The organism is Streptomyces sp. BK022 (genome assembly GCF_004217355.1).
In the GTDB taxonomy this organism is placed as follows: Bacteria; Actinomycetota; Actinomycetes; order Streptomycetales; family Streptomycetaceae; genus Streptomyces; species Streptomyces griseoluteus.
The window spans coordinates 225,399-242,302 of the sequence record NZ_SHKU01000008.1; the positions used below are offsets into that span (position 1 = coordinate 225,399).

Annotated in this window: 15 protein-coding genes; 9 read left to right on the forward strand and 6 right to left on the reverse strand. The window is 72.9% G+C overall.

What is annotated here, in order from left to right:
* Nucleotides 1-137: 137 nt before the first annotated feature.
* The 3 genes from EV284_RS30065 to EV284_RS30075 are packed head-to-tail and all read right to left on the reverse strand — an operon-like array spanning nucleotide 138 to nucleotide 2,463.
* Nucleotides 138-992, reverse strand: a complete 855-nt coding sequence (locus tag EV284_RS30065) for a phosphatase PAP2 family protein (protein ID WP_130339728.1) — start codon at nucleotides 990-992, stop codon at nucleotides 138-140.
* Nucleotides 989-1,807: a VTC domain-containing protein gene (locus tag EV284_RS30070; protein ID WP_130339730.1), complete on the reverse strand. Its 819-nt coding sequence runs from the start codon at nucleotides 1,805-1,807 to the stop codon at nucleotides 989-991. Before EV284_RS30070 ends, EV284_RS30065 begins: the two co-directional genes overlap by 4 nt.
* Nucleotides 1,804-2,463 carry a DUF4956 domain-containing protein gene (locus EV284_RS30075; RefSeq protein ID WP_130339732.1) on the reverse strand — a complete coding sequence of 220 codons (660 nt, stop codon included), beginning with the start codon at nucleotides 2,461-2,463 and terminating at the stop codon, nucleotides 1,804-1,806. The genes EV284_RS30070 and EV284_RS30075 overlap by 4 nt, the downstream gene beginning before the upstream one ends.
* An 82-nt stretch (nucleotides 2,464-2,545) precedes the next feature.
* Here EV284_RS30075 and EV284_RS30080 point away from each other — a divergent pair, with 82 nt between their 5' ends.
* Together EV284_RS30080 and EV284_RS30085 are read left to right on the forward strand one after the other, a co-directional pair.
* Nucleotides 2,546-3,289, forward strand: coding sequence for a response regulator transcription factor (locus tag EV284_RS30080; RefSeq protein WP_242625868.1), 744 nt, complete (start codon nucleotides 2,546-2,548; stop codon nucleotides 3,287-3,289).
* Nucleotides 3,286-4,647, forward strand: a complete 1,362-nt coding sequence (locus EV284_RS30085; RefSeq protein ID WP_130339734.1) for a HAMP domain-containing sensor histidine kinase — start codon at nucleotides 3,286-3,288, stop codon at nucleotides 4,645-4,647. Before EV284_RS30080 ends, EV284_RS30085 begins: the two co-directional genes overlap by 4 nt.
* A 94-nt stretch (nucleotides 4,648-4,741) precedes the next feature.
* On the opposite strand, the gene EV284_RS30090 is transcribed toward EV284_RS30085, so the two are convergent.
* The gene (locus EV284_RS30090) at nucleotides 4,742-5,899 is read right to left on the reverse strand and encodes an MFS transporter (RefSeq protein WP_130340063.1); all 1,158 of its coding nucleotides are present in this window, start codon (nucleotides 5,897-5,899) and stop codon (nucleotides 4,742-4,744) included.
* Nucleotides 5,900-6,191: 292 nt separating this feature from the next.
* Between EV284_RS30090 and rox the strand changes: the two genes are divergently transcribed.
* Nucleotides 6,192-7,670, forward strand: a complete 1,479-nt coding sequence (gene rox / locus EV284_RS30095; RefSeq protein WP_130339736.1) for a rifampin monooxygenase — start codon at nucleotides 6,192-6,194, stop codon at nucleotides 7,668-7,670.
* On the opposite strand, the gene EV284_RS30100 is transcribed toward rox, so the two are convergent.
* A complete protein-coding gene (locus tag EV284_RS30100; RefSeq protein ID WP_130339738.1) occupies nucleotides 7,621-9,498 on the reverse strand; it encodes a GMC oxidoreductase in 1,878 nt (625 codons plus the stop codon). The genes rox and EV284_RS30100 overlap by 50 nt on opposite strands.
* A 140-nt stretch (nucleotides 9,499-9,638) precedes the next feature.
* Here EV284_RS30100 and hchA point away from each other — a divergent pair, with 140 nt between their 5' ends.
* Nucleotides 9,639-10,511, forward strand: a complete 873-nt coding sequence (hchA, locus tag EV284_RS30105; RefSeq protein WP_130339740.1) for a glyoxalase III HchA — start codon at nucleotides 9,639-9,641, stop codon at nucleotides 10,509-10,511.
* 3 nt (nucleotides 10,512-10,514) lie between these two features.
* Here the strand turns inward: hchA and EV284_RS30110 are convergent, their stop codons facing one another.
* On the reverse strand, nucleotides 10,515-11,255 hold the full coding sequence (locus EV284_RS30110; protein WP_130339742.1) for a VOC family protein: 741 nt from the start codon (nucleotides 11,253-11,255) through the stop codon (nucleotides 10,515-10,517).
* A 199-nt stretch (nucleotides 11,256-11,454) separates the two neighbouring features.
* Between EV284_RS30110 and EV284_RS30115 the strand changes: the two genes are divergently transcribed.
* From EV284_RS30115 to EV284_RS30135, 5 genes are all read left to right on the forward strand, one after another.
* Entirely contained in the window at nucleotides 11,455-12,504 is a 1,050-nt protein-coding gene (locus EV284_RS30115) for a hypothetical protein (protein ID WP_130339744.1), read from the forward strand.
* A 119-nt stretch (nucleotides 12,505-12,623) separates the two neighbouring features.
* Nucleotides 12,624-13,652 carry an N-acetyl-gamma-glutamyl-phosphate reductase gene (gene argC, locus EV284_RS30120; RefSeq protein WP_130339746.1) on the forward strand — a complete coding sequence of 343 codons (1,029 nt, stop codon included), beginning with the start codon at nucleotides 12,624-12,626 and terminating at the stop codon, nucleotides 13,650-13,652.
* A complete protein-coding gene (gene argJ, locus EV284_RS30125; protein WP_130339748.1) occupies nucleotides 13,649-14,800 on the forward strand; it encodes a bifunctional glutamate N-acetyltransferase/amino-acid acetyltransferase ArgJ in 1,152 nt (383 codons plus the stop codon). Before argC ends, argJ begins: the two co-directional genes overlap by 4 nt.
* Nucleotides 14,797-15,711 carry an acetylglutamate kinase gene (gene argB, locus EV284_RS30130; protein ID WP_130339750.1) on the forward strand — a complete coding sequence of 305 codons (915 nt, stop codon included), beginning with the start codon at nucleotides 14,797-14,799 and terminating at the stop codon, nucleotides 15,709-15,711. The genes argJ and argB overlap by 4 nt, the downstream gene beginning before the upstream one ends.
* Entirely contained in the window at nucleotides 15,708-16,904 is a 1,197-nt protein-coding gene (locus EV284_RS30135; RefSeq protein ID WP_130339752.1) for an acetylornithine transaminase, read from the forward strand. Before argB ends, EV284_RS30135 begins: the two co-directional genes overlap by 4 nt.

Consider the following 16,904-nt stretch of genomic DNA (forward strand, 5'->3'; position numbering starts at 1 on the left):
GCCTCAGCCGGTCACCGCCCCCTCAACCGGCAGCCACAGCTCCGGGTCCGCCCCGGTGCCGACCCCGTCGCCGGGAAGATCCGGAGCGGCCGGCGACGGGGTCGCACCGCCACCCGCTCCCGATGGCGGCCAACGGGTCAGTGGCCGCTGACGGCCAGTTCGTAGTCGCCGGTCAGGTCGCCCAGGAGGGTACCGGCGGTGAGGTCGCTGGGCAGGTGGCCGGCCATGTAGAGGCGGGAGTAGAGGACCTCGGCGCGCATCCACTGGTAGTCCTGGGCGCGGTGCGGGGAGAGGGCGGCGAGGAAGGTGACGGCCGCGGCGGAGCGGCTGGCGTGCCGGGAGGGGTAGGAGTACGGGCCCTTCGCGCCGGGCTCGATGTGCTTCTCCGGGCGCAGGGTCGGGTCCAGGACGAACGGGGCCGACTGCTTGTCCTTGGCCGCCACCTGGTCGGTGATCGTCTTGGCGAGTTTCAGCGCGGCCTTGAGCCGGCCCTTCTCGGCCTCGCCCCGCGCTGCGGGCATCAGTTCGCGCTGGTCGTGGAGGTAGAGCTTCCAGATGTCCTGCTTGCCGTAGAGCTCCAGCCAGGTCGCGGCCTTCTTCCCTGCCGCCGTGCGGGTCCTGGCGAGCGCCTGGACCTGGTGGAGTTCGGCGGTACGCCGCTTCGCGGACGGTGGTGCCGGGACCTGCCGGGCGGCCCAGGCGGCGAACGCCTTGTCGTCGCGGGCCGTGCCGTGCGCGGTTTTCCACCGGGCGAAGAGGGCGTCCGCCTTCGCGCGCTGGGCTGCGGCCTGCTTGCCGATGGCGGCGATCTCGGCGTCGGTGAACAGCTTGGGCGGTGGGTTCTGCTCGACCCGTCGGGTGGCCCCGGGTTTCTTGCCGGAGGCGGCAGCGGTCGGGATCAGCTGCGGCCGCAACAGGCCGACGGCGACGGCGGCGACCGCGAGCAGTGCGATCACGGCGTAGGGCCATGTGATACCGCGCGGGGCGTTCATGCGGTGGGGGTCCTTTCGAAGAGCGGTTCGGCACGCGTCAGCGCCGTGAAGTGGGCACGGGCGAGACGGCGTACGTCGTTGTCGGGCAGGCCGGGAGTGAGAAGGGACTGGCCGATGACGTACTTGCTGAGGGAGATGGGTCTGGCGCCCAGGCGCAGCAGCAGCCGGTCGGCCGGTGCGGGCCGGACACCGCCCTTGGTCTCGACGAGCACGTGGCCGGGGTCGAGGGCGGCGCCGCGGCCGCCACGGTGGCAGGAGAGGGCGCCGTCGAGAGTGACGCGGGTGCCGTGATCCAGGTCGGCGAGGGCGGCGCGGACGTAGCGAACCTCCGCCGCGGGGATCAGGTCCTCGGCCGTGACGGGGATGCCACACCGCTGCAGCACGTCGTCCACGAACGCCGCGCCCCGCGTGTCGAGCCGGCCGTACGCGGTGGCCGGGGCCTTCAGGGCGTGCTTCACCGTGGCGCCCCGGCCGTCCTTGGTCTTCACCTCCACCCGGCACAGCCCGTCCTCCGCGTAGAGGCGGGTGCGGACCTTCCAGCGGCGTCGTCGGCCCTGGACGTGGGCGTGCCAGGCGCCGAGCCGCTCGGTGTCGAAGTAGGTGCTGAGGTAGTGCGTCGTACGGCGTCCCGCCAGGTCCAGTACGTGGTGGCTGTCGGCGAGCAGGCGGACGAAGACGCGCGCCTGGTGCAGCGGGACAAGGTACTTGCGGTCGGTGCGACGCTGCAGGGCCGCCACCGCGTCGATCTCGCCCAGCGCCGCGCCCCGCAGGGCTGACAGACCCAGCCCGGTCGCGAACGGGAACGCGGAGGTCATGGTGCCATCACCTGCTCACGCGGTTCGGCTTCCGCAGCGGTGCCGGATGCGGCCGGACCAGCCGGATAGCGGGCGGAGACGCGGGTGGTCTCGCGCACGTAGTCCACCTCGTCGACGACCACGGACAGCGGTTCCCGGCCGAAACGGAACGCCACGTCCGGGGCGATCAGGGAGGGGTCGTCGTAGATCCGGTCCAGGGTGAGTTTCACGGTCCGGGCCGGGGCATCGTAGGACCGGGGGTCGTCGACCACCAGCACGGCCACCAGCACGACCGCGTCGAGCGCGACCACGGGCCAGGTCTGGCGCTGGGGCAGCCCGGTGCACAGGGCGATCACCAGGGTGACGAAGGTGTAGGCGACATCCCGGAGGGTGAACGCGGCGCTGCGCAGCCTGACCAAGGAGAGGATGCCGAACAGCCCGAAGCCGACCCCGGCAGGGAACTTGCCGGCGCTCATGGTGCTCATCGCGGCGAACAGGCCGACGTTCAGTGCGGCCAGGACCAGCGGCATCGCGGGGGCGCTGGGGCGGCGCCGGTAGAGGAAGCCGACCAGGATCAGCAGGGCGATGACGTCGAGACCACCGCGGGCTATGAGGTCCATGGGGGCGACGTGGTCGGTGATGCCCTTGGCGGCGAGCAGCGTGACCGCTGCGTACATGGGGTTGTCCCTTCCGTCACGGCACGTCGGACGGCGGACCGGCCGCGGCCCGCGGAGCACCGCGACTCGTAGGAAGGTAGGGATGTCACATGAACAGACCATGAAGCCTTCCGGGCCGCAGGGGCCGACCGCGCGGGCGGTTAGCCTGACCGGCATGCACTGCCTGGTCGTCGACGACGAGACCCGCCTGACCGACCTGGTCGTCCGCTACCTCACCGAATCCGGTCACACCGCCGAAGGCCGTTACGACGGGCCTTCCGGTCTCGTCGCCGCCCGTGATCCCCGCCTGGACGCCGTGCTGCTGGACGTGATGCTGCCCGGCCTGGACGGCGTGGAGGTGTGCCGCACCCTGCGCGGCGAGGGCATCGACGTCCCCGTGATCCTGCTCACCGCGCGCGGCGCGGTCAACGAGCGGGTCGCGGGACTGGACGCGGGCGCCGACGACTACGTGGTCAAGCCCTTCGCCATGGAGGAACTGCTGGCCCGGCTGCGTGCGATATCCCGGCGCCGCCCCGACCCCGCCGGCCGGCTCCAGGTCGGAGACCTCGTCCTCGACCCCGGGCAGCAGCGGGTCTGGCGGGCGGACACCGAACTGGAATTCTCCCGGCGGGAGTTCGACGTCCTGCGGGTGCTGATGGAGAACGCGGGCCGGGTCGTGACCCGCCTCCAGCTGCTCGACGAAGTCTGGGACGGCGAGACCGACCTGCGCAGCAACGCCATCGACGTCCACGTCTCCAAGGTGCGCGCCAAGGTCGACCGCGCCTTCGGCCGTACGACCATCACGACCCTGCGCGGACGGGGCTACCGGCTGGAGACCACCCGGTGAACCCGCGGGACTGGTTGCGGCGGCTGCCCGTCGTCACCCGCCTCGTCCTGGCCGTCGCCGTCACCATGGCCCTCGTCCTGACCGGTGCCGCCGGACTGGTCTACTGGCGGGTCAGGACAGCACTGGACCAGCAGCTCAACGACGACCTCACCACCTACCAGCGCAGCCTCGACGCCGCCGTCCGCGCCCGGACGCCGCTCCCGCCCGGCCCCAGCGGAAGCCTCCAGCAGGTCCTCGACGCGCACGGCCGTGTCCTGCGCTCCAGCGACGCCCTCCGCCACCAGCCGCTGCTCGCCCCCGCCGAGCTGGACGCCGTCGCCCACGGTGCCACCGTCCGCCGGGACGTCGGCTCCCTCCTGCCCATCACCGCGGACACGCTGCGGCTGCAGGCCAGGCATGTCACGACGGGCGGGCAGCCTCGCGTCGTGGTCGCCGCCGTCCGGCGCGGACACCGCGACGAGGCGTTGCGCGAACTCCTCGCCCAGCTCGCTCTCGCGTCCGCCCTGACCCTGATCGCGGCCTCGTACGTCGGTTACCGCACCGCCCGCGGGGCCCTGCGCCCCGTCGAGCGTTACCGCAGCGGCGCGGCCACCCTCGCCGACGGCGTTCCGCACACGCGGCTCGACGTGCCCGCCGACCGCCATGACGAGATCACCCGGCTCGGGCACACCCTCAATCACATGCTCGACCGCCTTCAGGCCGCCGCCGAACGCGAGCGCCGGTTCGTCGCCGACGCCAGCCACGAACTGCGCACCCCGCTGACCCTGATGCGCGCCGAACTCGACGTCGCCCTGCACCGCCCCCGTACCGCCGGGGAACTGACCGACACCCTCCGCTCGGTCGACACCGAGGTCCAGCGCCTGATCGGCCTCTCCAACGCGCTCCTCGACCTGGAGGGGCTAGGCAGCGGCCATCACCTCACCCGGGCCCGGACACGTCTGGCCGACCTCGTCGAGGCCGCCGTCGCCCGGCACCGGCGCACCGCCGAGCAGGCGGGGCGGGTCCTGAGCGCAGACGTGCCCGACACGGCGATCGACGTCGACGCCCGCTGGCTGCAGCCCGCACTCGGCAACCTGCTCGACAACGCCCTGCGCCACGGCCACGGAACCGTCCGCCTCACCGCCACCGTCCACGAGGGCGGGCTGCGCCTGACCGTCACGGACGAGGGGCCCGGCTTCCCACCCGAGTTCCTGCCCCGGGCCTTCGACCGGTTCGCCCGCGCCGAGGCCAGCCGCACCAGCGAGGGTGCCGGCCTCGGACTCGCCTTCGTCCACGCCGTCGCCATCGCCCACGGCGGCACGGCGCACGCCGAGAACACCGCACACGGCAGCGCCGTCACGCTCGACCTTCCCTGCTGAGCAGCGCGCCGGGGACGGGATCGTCGCCGTGGCCCGCTTCGTCCAGGTGCCGCGCCGGCCTGCGGCACCGGAAGTGAGCGATGTCCGCGGCCACTCACCCTTCGGCCCTCGGACCGGGAACGGGCGACACCGAGCGTCGGCGGACGAACGCCGCCGCGAGGGCTCCGATGACCACGGCGAGCGCCCCGAAGCCATAGGTGAGCGTGGCGAATGACGCGACGGCGGCGACGAGCAGCGGACCGCCCGCGTCGCCCAGTTCCCGGCCCAGCTCGGCGGCGCCCATGGTCTGTCCCAGACGCTCCCGAGGTGTGCGCGCGGCCAGCGCGGCGAAACCGAGGGGGGTGATCAGCCCCGTGCCCGCGCCGATCAGGGCGGCCCCCAGGAGGATGCCGGTCAGCCCCGGCAGCATCGCGCAGACCAGGCCCGAGGCGGTGACCGACAGCCCTGCGGCCAGGCCCGTGCGGGCGGTCAGGCGCCCCTCGTCCAGAGCACGCCCCGCCCGCGGCTGGACGAGGGCCGCGCAGCCGGCGAGCACCGACACCGCTGCCCCGGTGGCCACCGTGCCCAGCCCTGCCGCCCGGCCGGAGACGGGCAGGAACCCGACGCCGGCCGACAGCGCCGCGGTGGCCGCGGCGAGCGCGGCAGTCGGGGCGAGGAAGACGGGGTCCGCCAGCCGGCGGCCGAGGTCGAGGAGGGTCTGCCGGACCTTGGGCAGCGGGGGCACGACGGGCACGGCGAGGGCGGCCCAGACGGCGACCGCCGCGCCGAGCACCGCGAGGACCGCGAACAGCAGGCGCAGCCCGCCGGCCCATACCAGCACGCCGCCGAGCAGCGGACCCAGGGTGTAGCCGACCGACTTGTAGAAACCGTAGCCGCCGAACGCCCGCCCGTGCTTCGCGGCCGGGTTGAGCCGGGCGACCAGCGCGGACGCGGACGGCGAGAAGGCGGAGGCCGCCGCTCCCTGGCCAAGACGCGCGGCCCACAGCCAGCCCGGGCTGTCGGCGACGACGTACAGCGCGGACGCGACGGCGAAGGCCACCAGCCCGCCAAGCAGCACCGGGCGGGGGCCGACGCGGTCGGCGAGGGTGCCGAAGACGGGCTTGAGGACCACCTCGGCACCGTCGTAGAGGGCGAGCAGCCCGCCCAGTACCAGCAGGGAGGTGACGGCGTCGTCGGTGCGCCCGCCGAGGGTGGCGGCGATGCCGTGCGCGCCGAAGGCGGTGGTGAACCCGGCCGCGTACAGCGGCCACATATGCCGGGCCGGGACGGGGCTCCCGGATTCTTCACTGGACACGAGAACGAATGTATCCGCGGCCCGCCGACCCGCCCCGGACTCTGCCGGAGCCCGGACCCGGAAAACAACGAAGGCAAGAGGTCACGCGCCTCTTGCCACTCTCAAGATATAGCGCACAGGGGGCCTTGCGGCAAGGCCCCCTCGGTGTCGCAGAATGGGCGGCCGCGGTCGGGAGTGAGGGAAATGGGGCGCTCGCGGAGTATGCCCCTGTCTGTCGGCCAGTGAGTGATTTCTTTGATGGGGCGGGTTGATGTTCGATGTGATCGTGGTCGGCGGCGGGCCGACCGGGCTGATGCTGGCCGGGGAACTGCGGCTGGCCGGAGTGGACGTGGTCGTGCTGGAGAGGCTGGCCGAGCCGAGCAGCCAGTCCCGCGGCCGCGGCCTGCACGCGCGTAGCGTCGAGGTGATGGACCAGCGCGGCCTGCTGGACAGGTTCCTCGCGGAGCGCGAGAAGTTCCAGGTCGGCGGCCTGTTCGGCGGCATCGTCAAGCCGTGGCCGGACCAGCTGGACACGGCCCACCCGTACGGCCTGGCCACCCCGCAGGCCGTCACCGAGCGCCTCCTCGGCGCGTGGGCCCGCGAGCTCGGCGCCGAGATCCGGCGCGGACAGGAAGTGGTCGCCCTGAGCCAGGACGCGGACGGGGTCACCGTGGGACTCGCCGACGGCACCGACCTCCGCGCCCGCTACGCCGTCGGCTGCGACGGCGGCCGCAGCACGGTACGCAAGCTGCTCGGCGTCGCCTTCCCCGGCGAGCCGGCCTCGGTCGAGACGCTGCTCGGCGACATGGAGGCCACCGAGGACCCGGCGGCCATCGCCGCGGTCGTGGAGGAGGTCCGCAAGACGCAGCTGCGGTTCGGCCTCTCGCCCGACGTGGACGGCCAGAAGGGGGTGTACCGCGTCATCGTGCCGGCCGACGGCGTCGCCGAGGACCGCGCCGCCCCGACCCTCGACGAGTTCCGGCAGCAGCTACGGGCGGTCGCCGGCACCGACTTCGGCGTGCACTCGCCCCGCTGGCTGTCCCGCTTCGGCGACGCCACCCGGCAGGCAGAGCGCTACCGCGTCGGCCGGGTCCTGCTGGCCGGAGACGCGGCCCACATCCACCCGCCGGCCGGCGGCCAGGGACTCAACCTCGGCGTCCAGGACGCCTTCAACCTCGGCTGGAAGCTCGCCGCCGAGGTGCACGGCCGGGCCCCCGGCGGCCTGCTGGACACCTACCACGCCGAACGCCACCCGGTGGGCGCCCGCGTCCTCGCGACCACCCGCGCCGCGATGACCCTCCTCGGCACCGACCCCGGCCCCACCGCACTGCGCGAACTCTTCGCCCGCCTCATGGACTTCGAGGAGGTCAACCGCCACATCACCGGCATGATCACCGCCGTCGACATCCGCTACGACCTGGGCGACGGGCACGAACTCGTCGGCCGCAGGCTGCGGGACGTCAAACTCAAGCAGGGACGCCTCTACGAGCACACCCACACCGCTCGCGGCCTGCTCCTCGACCAGACCGGACGCCTCTCGGCCGAGGGCTGGACGGACCGCGTGGACCACCTCGTCGAGACCAGCGACGAACTCGACGTACCGGCGGTGCTGTTGCGCCCGGACGGCCACGTCGCCTGGGCGGGGGAGAGCCAGGAGGAACTGCTCGTCCACCTGCCCAGGTGGTTCGGCGAGGCCGGGGTCACGGCGCCGGGTACTCCGCCAGCAGCGCCTCGCTCGCCTTCTCGCTGACCAGGTAGACCGCGGAGGCGATGAACAGGCCGGGGATGTCGGGGAACACCGACGCGTCCACCACCCGCAGCCCCTCCACCCCGCGCACCCGGAAGTCGCCGTCCAGCACCGCCAGCCGATCGTCCGCCGCGCCGATCCTGGCGGTGCCGCACGCGTGGTGCCCCCAGGACTGGGTCCGCGCCCACTCCTTCAGCTGGTCGTCGGTGCGCACCTCGGGCCCCGGCACCAACTCGCCCCGCACCCCCGCCTCCGAGGCGTTGCGGATCACCTCCCGGGCGATCCGCAACCCGTCCACCAGGCCGTCCAGATCCTCCTCCCAGCCCGGCGTGCCCTCGGAGAAGTAGTGGAACCGGATCTCGGGCGGTTCGGTGGGATCGGTGGACCGCAGGGTCACCGAGCCGCCCCGGTTCCTGGTGTGCCCCTTGAGCACGACCACGCCCAGCCGGTTGCGGCCGTGGGTGGCGTCCTCGGCGTAACCGGGGTAGTAGCCGTGGAAGTCGAGCGGCATCGCCAGCAGCATCAGGTCGGAGTCGCCGTCCGAGACGCTCGATCTGCCGATGAGGGCGGCGAGTTGGCCGTTGGTGCCGTAGGGGCCGCCCCGGTCGGCGTACCACTCGCCGATCAACTCGTCCTGTTCCTCGCCCGCGAGCGGCACGTCCAGCGACGAGCCCTCGAACAGCTGGTAGTCCCGGTCGAGTTCGGCCACCACCGACGCCTCGTACCGGTCGTGCAGATTGCGCCCCACACCGGGCGCCTCGACGCGTACGGGGATGCCGAGCCGCTCCAGTTCCTCGCGAGGTCCGACGCCGGACAGCATGAGCAACTGGGGGGTGTTGTAGGTGCCCCCGGCCAGGACGACCTCCTTGCGCGCGTACGCCGTCCCCTCGCTCACCGCGTCCTCGTCCCGGTCCGCCGCGTCCGGCCGCAGCCGGCACGTACGGTCCGACGAGGCGCCGTACGCCCGGTGCTGCTCGCGGTACGCGACCCCCACCGCTCGGTCGCCGTCGAACAGCACGCGCGTGACGAGGGTGTCGGTCCTGATCGTCAGCAGGTCCCCGACCCGGTGGCGTACGTCGAGCAGCCGCTCGCGGGTGCCGTTGCGGGTGCCGCCGTCGACCGAGACCGGGATGAAGCCCATGCCCTGGAAGTCCGGCGGGGTGTCGGCCGCATTGGGGTCGCGCGGGAGGGGGACGTCGTCGGGGATGCCGAAGCGGTCGCGGGCGGTGCGCTCGACGGCGCCGATGATGTCGAGGAAGCGAGGTTCGCGGGGGGCCAGGGAGGGTGCGGCGCGGGTCGTACCGAGCCAGCCCTCCCTGCCGTGCCGGGACTTGGCGTCCCGCTCGGCCGGGGTCTCGCCGGGAAGCGGCTCGGCGTCCTGGCCCTGCCAGTTCTCCAGGCGCCGGAAGCGTTCCCGCATCGCCTCCTGGCTCCACCCGGAGTCACCGGTCAGCTCCACCAGGCGCTGCCACTCCTTGCCCTGCGGGAACAGCATGATCAGCGCGTTGACCGTCGTACTCCCGCCGAGCGAGCTGCCGCGCGGGTACAGCACGCCGTCCTCGGCGCCGGTGGACTTGTGGTCCGCGCGCCGGGTCGCCGCGTCGTCCCAGTGGCGTACGAAGAAGCTCCACGCCATGTCGGGGTCCTCGCTGGCGAACGCCTGCATGATCGGGATCGAGTAGTACGGGCAGTCGTGTTCGTCGCCCGCCTCCAGCACCAGGACCCGGTGCCCGGCCAGGGCGAGACCGGCGGCCAGGGGGCCGCCGCCGGCGCCCGAGCCGACCACGACGAAGTCGAATTCCTGAGCGGTCTCCGGTGGCTGCTGGGACATCCCGTCTCCTCCGCGCGCTCCCCCCGGCCACTGTGCACCCCCGAGGCGGCACCCGCACATCATGCGGGTGACCGGCGCGGTGTCTACGTTGGAGAAAGGGACGTTCCCCCGCCGACCGCCCTGCCCCACGGAGGTTTCCCATGTCGGACGCGACCGCCCTGAGCAAGGACCCGGCTCCGGACCCGGCCGAGGACAACGCGTTCTTCCCGTCCCCGTACTCGCTGAGCAAGTACACCGCGCCGAAGACCGATTTCGACGGAGTCCAGCACAAGGGCGCCTACTCCGGCGGGCGGTGGAAGGTGCTGATGATCGGCACGGACGAGCGGTATCTGCTCACCGAGAACGGCACCTTCTTCTCCACCGGCAACCATCCCGTCGAGATGCTGCTCCCGCTGCACCACATGATGGAGGCGGGCTTCGACGTCGACGTGGCCACCCTCAGCGGCAACCCCGTGAAGCTGGAGCTGTGGGCCATGCCGGAGGAGGACAAGGCCGTCATGGAGACGTACGAGGCGGTCAAACCCCGGTTGAAGGAGCCGCTGAAGCTGTCCGAGGTGGTCGCGGACAGGCTCGGGCCCGAGTCGGACTACCTCGCCGTCTTCATCCCCGGCGGGCACGGTGCGGTGATCGGGCTCGCGGAGAGTGAGGACGTGACCGAGACGCTGGACTGGGCGCTCGCCAACGACAAGTACGTGATCACCCTCTGCCACGGCCCGGCCGCGCTGCTCGCCGCCGCCCGGGGCAAGGACAGGTCGCCCTTCGCCGGCTACTCGCTCTGCGTCTTCCCCGACGCCCTCGACACGGGCCCCAACCTCGAGATGGGCTACCTTCCCGGCCGGCTGCGCTGGCTGGTCGCCGATCTGCTGGAGAAACAGGGCGTCGAGGTCCTCAACTCCGAGATCACCGGCCAGACGCACCGGGACCGCGGACTCCTCACCGGCGACAGCCCGCTCGCCTCCAACGCGCTGGGGCTGCTGTCGGCGGACGTGCTGGTCGAGGCGGCGAAGGAGTGAGGCTCAGGGCAGCGCGAGTACGCAGAACTCCTGGCCCTCGGGGTCGGTGAGGCAGCTCCACGGCACGTCGCCCTGGCCGATGTCGAGGTCGGCTGCGCCGAGGGCCTTCAGCCGCGTGACCTCGGACGCCTGGTCGGCGCCGGGGCGCGGGAGCAGGTCGAGATGGACGCGGTCGGATGCCGTGTGCGCGGTGGGCGAGCGGAACAACTCCAGGTACGGACCGGTGCCGTCGGCCGACCGCAGCAGCACGAGGTCGGCGGTCGAGCGGTGCGCGGTCCAGCCCAGTGCCCCGCCCCAGAACCGGGCCATCGCCGACGGCTCCGCACAGTCCACGACCACCGCCGCGATCGGCCCGGTGTCCCGGTACCGCTCCCGGGGCTCCAGCACACAGAACTCGTTCCCCTCGGGATCGGCGAGCACCACCCACGGCACGTCCCCCTGCCCGATGTCGAGCGCTGTGGCGCCGCGCTCCTTCAACCGCGCGACCAACTCCGCCTGGTGGTCCAGGGAGGTCGTGGCGAGATCGAGATGCGTACGGTTCTTGGCCGCCGTCCTGGGCTCCGGCACGGGCACGACGTCCACCCCGATCACCACGGGGTCCGGCCAGACCAGCCCTCCGGCGGGCCCGACGTAGGTCGTCGCACCGGGACGGTAAGCGGTCCACCCGAGCGCCTCGGCCCAGAACCGCCCGACCACCGAGGCGTCAACGGCCTTGATGTTGACGTGCACAGGTCGCAGTCCCATGGCGGCGATCCTATGTCCGCGAGCGCGCGGCCGCCGCGCCCCGGCGGCGGCACCCGCCATGGCCGGAGCGGGGCTGTACGCGTGAAGTGAGCCCCTGACGCGGCCAGTTGGGCGCGCCCCGGTGTCGGCCCGCTGTGTCATCATGCGGACGCGTCCCAGGGGAGTGGGGCGCGGTTCACTGATCACCAAGGGGTGCGGGATGGGCGCGGGTACGGAGCCGGACGGTTCGTCCAGGTCGGACGAGGAGTGGGAGCGGTTCCTGCGCGAGTCGGTGGAGGGGACCGCCGACGCGCCTGAGGAGCCCTCGGCACGGGCCCGCGAGGTGGCGAGCCGGCTGCGCGCGGAGCCCGACCGGGGCCCGGACGGCCGGCGCGGCGCCCCGCCCGGGCGGCCCCGACGGCACGTGGGCCGGTACGCGGTCGGACTGCTGGCCGCGTCGGCCCTGCTCTTCGTGGCGCTCGCGCCCGGACGGGTGGTGGACCTCGTCACCGGTTCCGGCTCGTCGCGGCCGGACGCCCGGCGACCCACCGCCCAGGACCCGTTCCGTGGCTCACCGGCGGCGGCCTGGGCGAGCGGAGCGGCGGGGATCACCATGCCGAAGCAGGCCAGGGCGGTCGGCTGGATGAGCGCGGCCGAGGTCGACCGGGCCCTCACCCGCAGCCGGGACTTCCTCGTCGCGTCCAGCCTGGACCGGGGGGTGCTGCGGGGCGAGCATCCCGAGAGGGCGATCGCACTGATCAACCCGCACCAGAAGGACGTCCAGCACCTCCTGAAGACCGCCTTCCGAGCCCCGGGCGAGAAGAACGACCCCCTCCTCCTCTTCAGCCGCTTCCAGCCCGCCCGCGCCCACCTGGTCGGCGACGTCGTGAAGACGCGCGGCGCGCTCACCTACCGGGAGGGCGAACGCGGCGCCCTCCAGGTGACCGCCGACGTCACCTTCGTCTACCCGGTCGCCCCTACGGGCGGCGACGACGAGATCCTGCGCACGATCGTCCGCCGTGAACTGGTCCTGAGCTGGGACGACCCCGACAAGGTCCACACCGAGCCGGGCACCTTCTCGGTCACCTCGTACAAGTACGACATGACCAACGGCGGCTGCGGCACCCCCACGGGTTACTTCGTCCCACCCTTCGGCCCCGGCCGCCATGCGGACGCGTCCGGTGAGGAGGTCGACCCCTACGACCGGGACACGCCGTTCGGCCGGAGCGGGCCCGCCGGGGACGAGTGCGGGAGAGCCACGCGGTCCTAGGGGGCGTTTCCCTGTCTTCGCGGTCCCGGTGGCAGCCACGCCATCGGCAGCCCCTTCGTACACCTGATTGCATAAAACTGCGGCACTACGTATAGTCATGCCAGTTGAAGGAGGTTGGCATGGTGGTGCGTGTAGCGGTGGCCGGGGCCAGCGGGTACGCGGGTGGGGAGTTGCTGCGGCTGCTGCTCGGGCATGCCGGGGTCGAGGTAGGGACGCTCACCGGGCATTCCAGCGCGGGGCGGCGGCTGGGGGAGTTGCAGCCGCAGCTCGCGCCGCTGGCCGGCCGGGTGCTGGCGGAGACGACCGCCGAGGCGCTCGCCGGGCATGACGTGGTGTTCCTGGCGCTGCCCCACGGGCAGTCCGCCGCCGTCGCCGAGCAGCTCGGCCCGGACGTGCTCGTGATCGACCTGGGCGCCGACTTCCGGCTCGCCGACCCGGCCGACTGGGAGCGGTTCTACGGCTCCCCGCACGCCGGCACCTGGCCTTACGGCCTGCCCGAACTCCCTGGCGCGCGAGCCGCGTTGGAGGGCGCCAAGCGCATCGCCGTACCCGGCTGCTACCCCACCGCCGTCTCCCTCGCCCTCTTCCCCGCCTACGACGCCCAGATCACCGAGCCCGAGGCCGTGATCGTCGCCGCCTCCGGCACCTCCGGGGCAGGCAAGGCGCCCAAGGCGCATCTGCTCGGAGCTGAGGTCATGGGCTCCATGACCCCCTACGGCGTCGGCGGCGGACACCGGCACACCCCCGAGATGATCCAGAACCTCAGCGCGGCCGCCGGGGAGCGGGTGAGCGTCTCGTTCACCCCGACCCTCGCCCCCATGCCCCGCGGCATCCTCGCCACGTGCAGCGCCAGGGCCCGCGCCGGGGTCACCGCGGAAGCGGTCCGCGCGGTCTACGAGAAGGCGTACGCCGACGAGCCGTTCGTGCGGCTGCTGCCCGAGGGGCAGTGGCCGGCGACCGGGGCCGTGACCGGCTCCAACGCCGTCCAGGTGCAGGTCGCCCTGGACGCGGAGACCGGCCGGGTCATCGTGATCAGCGCCATCGACAACCTGACCAAGGGCACCGCGGGCGGTGCCGTACAGAGCATGAACATCGCCCTCGGGCTCGACGAGACCACCGGGCTTTCCACGATCGGAGTCGCGCCTTGAGCGTCACAGCGGCCAAGGGATTCACCGCGGCGGGCATCGCCGCCGGGATCAAGCAGAACGGCAACCCCGACCTGGCCCTCGTGGTCAACACCGGCCCCCGACGGGCCGCCGCCGGCGTCTTCACCAGCAACCGCGTGAAGGCCGCCCCGGTGCTCTGGTCCGAGCAGGTCCTCAAGAGCGGGCAGATCAGCGCGGTCGTCCTCAACTCCGGCGGAGCCAACGCCTGCACCGGCCCCCAGGGCTTCCAGGACACCCACGCCACCGCCGAGAAGGTGGGCGAGGTCCTCGGACGCGGCGCCATCGAGGTCGCCGTCTGCTCCACCGGCCTCATCGGCGTCACCCTGCCCATGGACAAGCTGCTGCCCGGCGTCGAGAAGGCCGCCGCCTCCTTGAGCGAGCACGGCGGCGAGAAGGCCGCCCTCGCCATCAAGACCACCGACACCCACCACAAGACCGCCGTGGCGAGCCGGGACGGCTGGACGGTCGGCGGCATGGCCAAGGGCGCCGGCATGCTCGCCCCCGGCCTCGCCACCATGCTCGTCGTCCTCACCACCGACGCCGAGCTCACCGACGCCGAGCTGGACAAGGCGCTGCGCGACGCCACCCGGGTCACCTTCGACCGGGTCGACTCCGACGGCTGCATGTCCACCAACGACACCGTCCTCCTGCTCTCCTCCGGCGCCTCCGGCATCACCCCCGGCTACGACGACTTCGCCGACGCCGTCCGCGAGGTCTGCGCCGACCTCGGCCGCCAGCTCATCGGCGACGCCGAGGGCGCCAGCAAGGACATCAAGGTCGAGGTGATCAACGCGGCCACCGAGGAGGACGCCGTCGAGGTCGGCCGGTCCATCGCCCGCAACAACCTCCTCAAGTGCGCCCTCCACGGCGAGGACCCCAACTGGGGCCGGGTGCTGTCCGCCATCGGCACCACCAGGGCCGCCTTCGAGCCCGACCGGCTGAACGTCGCCATCAACGGCGTCTGGGTCTGCCGGGACGGCTCGGTCGGCGAGGACCGCGACCTGGTCGACATGCGCTACCGCGAGGTGCACATCGTCGCCGACCTCGCCGCCGGCACCGAGACCGCGACCATCTGGACCAACGACCTGACCGCGGACTACGTCCACGAGAACAGCGCGTACAGCTCATGAGCACCCCCACGCGGAAGCACACCGCCCTGCCCAAGGCGCAGACCCTCGTCGAGGCGCTGCCCTGGCTCACCCGCCACCACGGCCGCACCGTCGTCATCAAGTTCGGCGGCAACGCCATGGTCGACGAGAGTCTGAAGGCCGCGTTCGCCCAGGACGTCGTCTTCCTGCGCCACGCCGGCCTGCGGCCCGTCGTCGTGCACGGCGGCGGCCCCCAGATCAGCGCCGCCCTCGACCGGCACGGCATCGTCAACGAGTTCAGGGCCGGCCTGCGCGTCACCACCGAGGAGGCCATGGACGTCGTACGGATGGTGCTCGCCGGGCAGGTGCAGCGCGAACTGGTCGGCCTGCTCAACCAGCACGGCCCGCTCGCCGTCGGCCTCACCGGCGAGGACGCCCACACCATCACCGCGACCCGGCACCGGCCCAGGGTCGACGGCGAACTCGTCGACATCGGACGCGTCGGCGAGATCACCGAGATCGACACCGGTGCCATCGAGACCCTGCTCGCCGACGGCCGCATCCCGGTCGTCTCCTCGATCGCCCGATCCCAGGACGACGGACATGTCTACAACGTCAATGCTGATACGGCGGCTGCGGCACTCGCTGCTGCGCTGGGCGCCGAAACCCTCATGGTCCTCACCGACGTCGAGGGTCTCTACGAGGACTGGCCGCACTCCGACGAGGTGATCAGCCGCCTCACCGCCACCGAGCTGGAGAAACTGCTGCCCGACCTCTCCTCGGGCATGGTGCCCAAGATGGAAGGCTGCCTGCACGCCGTGCGCAACGGCGTGCGCACCGCCCGCGTCATCGACGGCCGTGTCCAGCACTCGATCCTGCTGGAGATCTTCACCGACGAGGGCATCGGCACCATGGTCGTGCCCGACGAGCCGGACACACCGGGGGAGTCATGAGCAACGAGGAACTGACCGCGCGCTGGCAGGGCGCGCTGATGGACAACTACGGCACCCCGCGCCTGCCCCTCGTGCGGGGTGAGGGCACCGCCGTCTGGGACGCCGACGGCAAGCGGTACCTGGACTTCGTCGGCGGGATCGCCGTCAACGCCCTCGGACACGCCCACCCGGCGGTCGTCCGCGCGGTGAGCGAGCAGATCGGCACCCTCGGCCACGTCTCCAACCTGTTCGTCGCCGAGCCGCCCGTCGCCCTCGCCGAGCGCCTGCTGCGGCTGTTCGGCCGGGACGGCAAGGTGTTCTTCTGCAACTCCGGCGCCGAGGCCAACGAGGGCGCGCTGAAGATCGGCCGGCTCGCCGGGCGCACCCACATGGTGGCGACCGACGGCGGCTTCCACGGCCGCACCATGGGCGCCCTCGCCCTCACCGGCCAGCCCGCCAAGCGGGAGCCGTTCCGCCCGCTGCCCGGCGACGTCACGCACGTCCCCTACGGCGACCCGCAGGCGCTCGCCGCCGCCGTCACCCCGGACACCGCCATGGTGATCATCGAGCCCATCCAGGGCGAGAGCGGGGTCGTGGTGCCGCCGCCCGGCTACCTCAAGGCCGCCCGCGCCATCACCGCCGCCACCGGCGCGCTGCTCGTGCTGGACGAGGTGCAGACCGGCGTCGGCCGCACCGGCGGCTGGTTCGCCTACCAGGCCCACGAGGGCGTACTGCCCGATGTCGTCACCCTCGCCAAGGGGCTCGGCGGGGGACTGCCGCTCGGCGCCACCGTCGCCTTCGGCCGCGCCGCCGACCTGCTGCGGCCCGGCCAGCACGGCACCACCTTCGGCGGCAACCCGGTCGCCTGCGCCGCCGGACTCGCCGTCCTGGACACCATCGAGGGCGAGGACCTGCTCGCCAACGCCAAGCGGCAGAGCGAGGCCCTGCGCACCGGGATCGAGGCGCTGGACCACCCGCTGGTCGACCACGTCCGGGGTGCGGGCCTGCTGCTGGGTATCGTGCTCACCGGGCCGCACGCCAACGAGGCGCAGTCGGCGGCCCAGGAGGCCGGGTTCCTGGTGAACGCGCCCGCCCCCGACGTCGTGCGGCTCATGCCCCCGCTGAACCTGCGCGACGACGAGGTGGACGCCTTCCTCCAGGCACTGCCCGGCATCCTCGACGCACGCACCGAGGACGGACGACCCCGAGAATGA